The organism is Candidatus Poribacteria bacterium (assembly GCA_016866785.1).
Lineage (GTDB): Bacteria > Poribacteria > WGA-4E.
On record VGLH01000252.1, the window covers coordinates 1 to 2,494 of the forward strand.

4 protein-coding genes are annotated in these 2,494 nt (G+C 64.1%); 1 reads left to right on the top strand and 3 read right to left on the bottom strand.

The features are described from left to right. Together FJZ36_18960 and smpB are read right to left on the bottom strand one after the other, a co-directional pair. The coding region (locus tag FJZ36_18960) for a TfoX/Sxy family protein (GenBank protein ID MBM3216980.1) at positions 1-260 on the bottom strand (260 nt) is incomplete at its 3' end. An 82-nt stretch (positions 261-342) separates the two neighbouring features. Further along, complete coding sequence (gene smpB / locus FJZ36_18965) at positions 343-825, bottom strand: SsrA-binding protein SmpB (GenBank protein ID MBM3216981.1); 483 nt, start codon at positions 823-825, stop codon at positions 343-345. A gap of 115 nt (positions 826-940) precedes the next feature. On the opposite strand from smpB, the gene FJZ36_18970 reads away from it, so the two are divergent. Further along, positions 941-2,002: a Gfo/Idh/MocA family oxidoreductase gene (locus FJZ36_18970; protein ID MBM3216982.1), complete on the top strand. Its 1,062-nt coding sequence runs from the start codon at positions 941-943 to the stop codon at positions 2,000-2,002. An 8-nt stretch (positions 2,003-2,010) separates the two neighbouring features. On the opposite strand, the gene FJZ36_18975 is transcribed toward FJZ36_18970, so the two are convergent. Then, positions 2,011-2,475 (bottom strand): hypothetical protein, encoded by a 465-nt coding sequence (locus FJZ36_18975; GenBank protein MBM3216983.1) that lies wholly within the window; start codon positions 2,473-2,475, stop codon positions 2,011-2,013. Positions 2,476-2,494 lie beyond the last annotated feature (19 nt).

Here is a 2,494-nt window from a genome sequence, read left to right on the forward strand (position 1 = left end):
CCGGACCCTTCAGGTCCGACGTAGACGTAACCGGTCATCGGTCTCCCTGTGAAGTCCATGGGGCGGACGTGCGGCAAAGACAGCGCGGCCTCGTAGCGCTCCGGGCCCACGCGCACCATGAGATCACTATTTGCGATCCCGCAGAACATCTTGCCGTCAAGTAGGAACGCTAGTCCGCCGAACATCCGCTTCTCGGTCACGCCGTGGCGACCCGCGACGACTCGACGGATCCGCTCCGCCAGGTTCTCATCGTATGGCATGCCAGCCTGCCCCCAACCGTCGATCCGAGGTGGACCAGTCAGATACGGTGTCCGAGGTTCCCATGAGCCTCCAGTCTCACCGTCACATGTCGTCTGATCGCCGTCGAACCGCTGCCAGCGCGCGCTTGGCGTCGCGCTCCTCGATGGCTTGACGCTTGTCGTACTGCGCCTTGCCTCTCGCCAGAGCCACCTCGACCTTCACATAACCGTTCTTCAGGTAGAGGCGCGTCGGGATCAACGTGAAGCCCTTCTGGTTCACCTGCCGCTCGAGACGGCGGATCTCTTGGCGGTGCAGGAGCAGCCGGCGCTTGCGCAGAGGATCGTGGTTCCCGTGCGTGCCATGGTCGTACGGGTTGATGTGCAGGTCGTGGATAAACGCCTCTCCGGCTTGGATCTGCACGTAGCTGTCCGTGACGGTGACTTTGCCCTGGCGCAGGGACTTCACCTCGGTCCCGACGAGCGCGATCCCCGCCTCGACCCGATCGGACAGGTGGTAGTCGTGCCGCGCCTTGCGGTTCACGACGATCGTCTTTTCGCCTTCGGTCTGCTTGTCCGCTTGCCTCATCTCGACCCTCGATTCGTGTCGGGCAATGATAGCGGCTCGCGGCGGAGGTCGTCTAGCGAGGGCTTGCGAGTGAAGCGAAGCGGTCAGACAATGCCGCGAACCGTGCAGACGCGCGATGGAACGGAGGAACGGCATGTCGGAGCTGCGTGCAGGAGTCATCGGAACCGGGAGAGCCGCAGGATTCATCGACGACGAGGTGAAAGACCACCCGCTCATTCGTACGCCGTATTGCCACGCGGCTGCCTATGCCGAGGTCGGCGGCGTCCAGCTAGTCGCCGCCGCCAGTCGAGGACGCGAGCGGCTCGAAACCTTCGGTTCCCGGTACGGCGTAACGGCGCTCTACACCGATTACCGCGAGATGCTGTCAAAGGAGCGCCTCGACATCGTCAGCGTGACGACGCACGCGCCGCTGCACGCTGAGTGCGTCATCGCGGCGACGGCGGTAGGAGTCCGTGGCATCTACTGCGAGAAGGCGATGGCTGCCAGTCTCGCCGAATGCGATGCGATGCTGGACGCCTGCGCCAAGTCCGGCACGGTGCTGCTCATCGGTCATTCGCGTCGATACGCCGCTTACTACGACCGCGTCGAGGGGATCATCCGGGCGGGAGAGATCGGGTCGCTGAGTGTCGTTGCCGCGTACTGGGGCGGCTCCCTCGTGCACACGGGAACCCACGGATTCGACCTCATCTGTCAGATGGTCGGCTCCGCTCCGACGACGGTGACGGGCAGGCTTCATCCGACGCCAGACTACGATTCGACCGACTACGGCAAGCACGATGTCGGAGGCAACGGTGTCGTGGGGTTTGCCAATGGTGTCCGCGCGCTGATCGGAGCCACTGGCGGCAAGGCTTTGGGCTGGGACTTCGACTTCATCGGTAGTCGCGGCGTGTTGCGCTGCATGGGCAACAGCAGCAGGCTCGAGCTGGTCACGCCCCACGGAAGGTGGAACAGCCCTCGCAGCGTCGATCTGGAGCTCCCACCGCCGACCAGTACCACCGTACGCGCGGTGACCGACCTGGTTCACTGCCTGCAGAACGGCGGCACGCCCAAATCGAGCGGGTCCGACGGTCGGACAGCGCTTGAGATCGCTCACGGCTTCCACCACTCGCACCGCCGCGGAGGGGCGACGGTTCGTCTGCCGCTCGCAGATCGGTCGCTGCGCGTGTTGAACCGCTAGCGCTCCTGCTAGATGAACTGCAGGCTCAGCATCAGGGCTCTCAGGGCTTCGAGGTGCTCCGGCGTAGCGCGCAATGGCATCCAGTCGTCGTCGTCCTCGATGTCCGGGGTCAACTGGATGCGGTACGCCCGACGTCCTTTGATGTACATGCCGACGTACCACCAGTCCTTGAATCCGAAGATGACGCCGCTCGTGCCGCTGCGGTTCTGCACGTCTTCGCTGAGATCAGGCTCGGTGGGCAGATTGGCTCCCAGTTCGTTCCAGAACTCGAGCGCCTCGATGATCACGCTCTTGTAGTTCGCGGCGCTGATGATTCGGAAGTCTTCCAAGTCCTCCACGGCGACGGTGATCCGCACGCCCTCGTCGGATCGTCGCAGCACCAATCGCTCGGTGTACCAGTCGTTCGGACGACCCAGGTACTTGAGCTGGCTGCGCTTCTGCCGCTCGGCGACCTCCCAGGTGTCTCGCGGCAAGCCAGTCACCTTGTAGCCG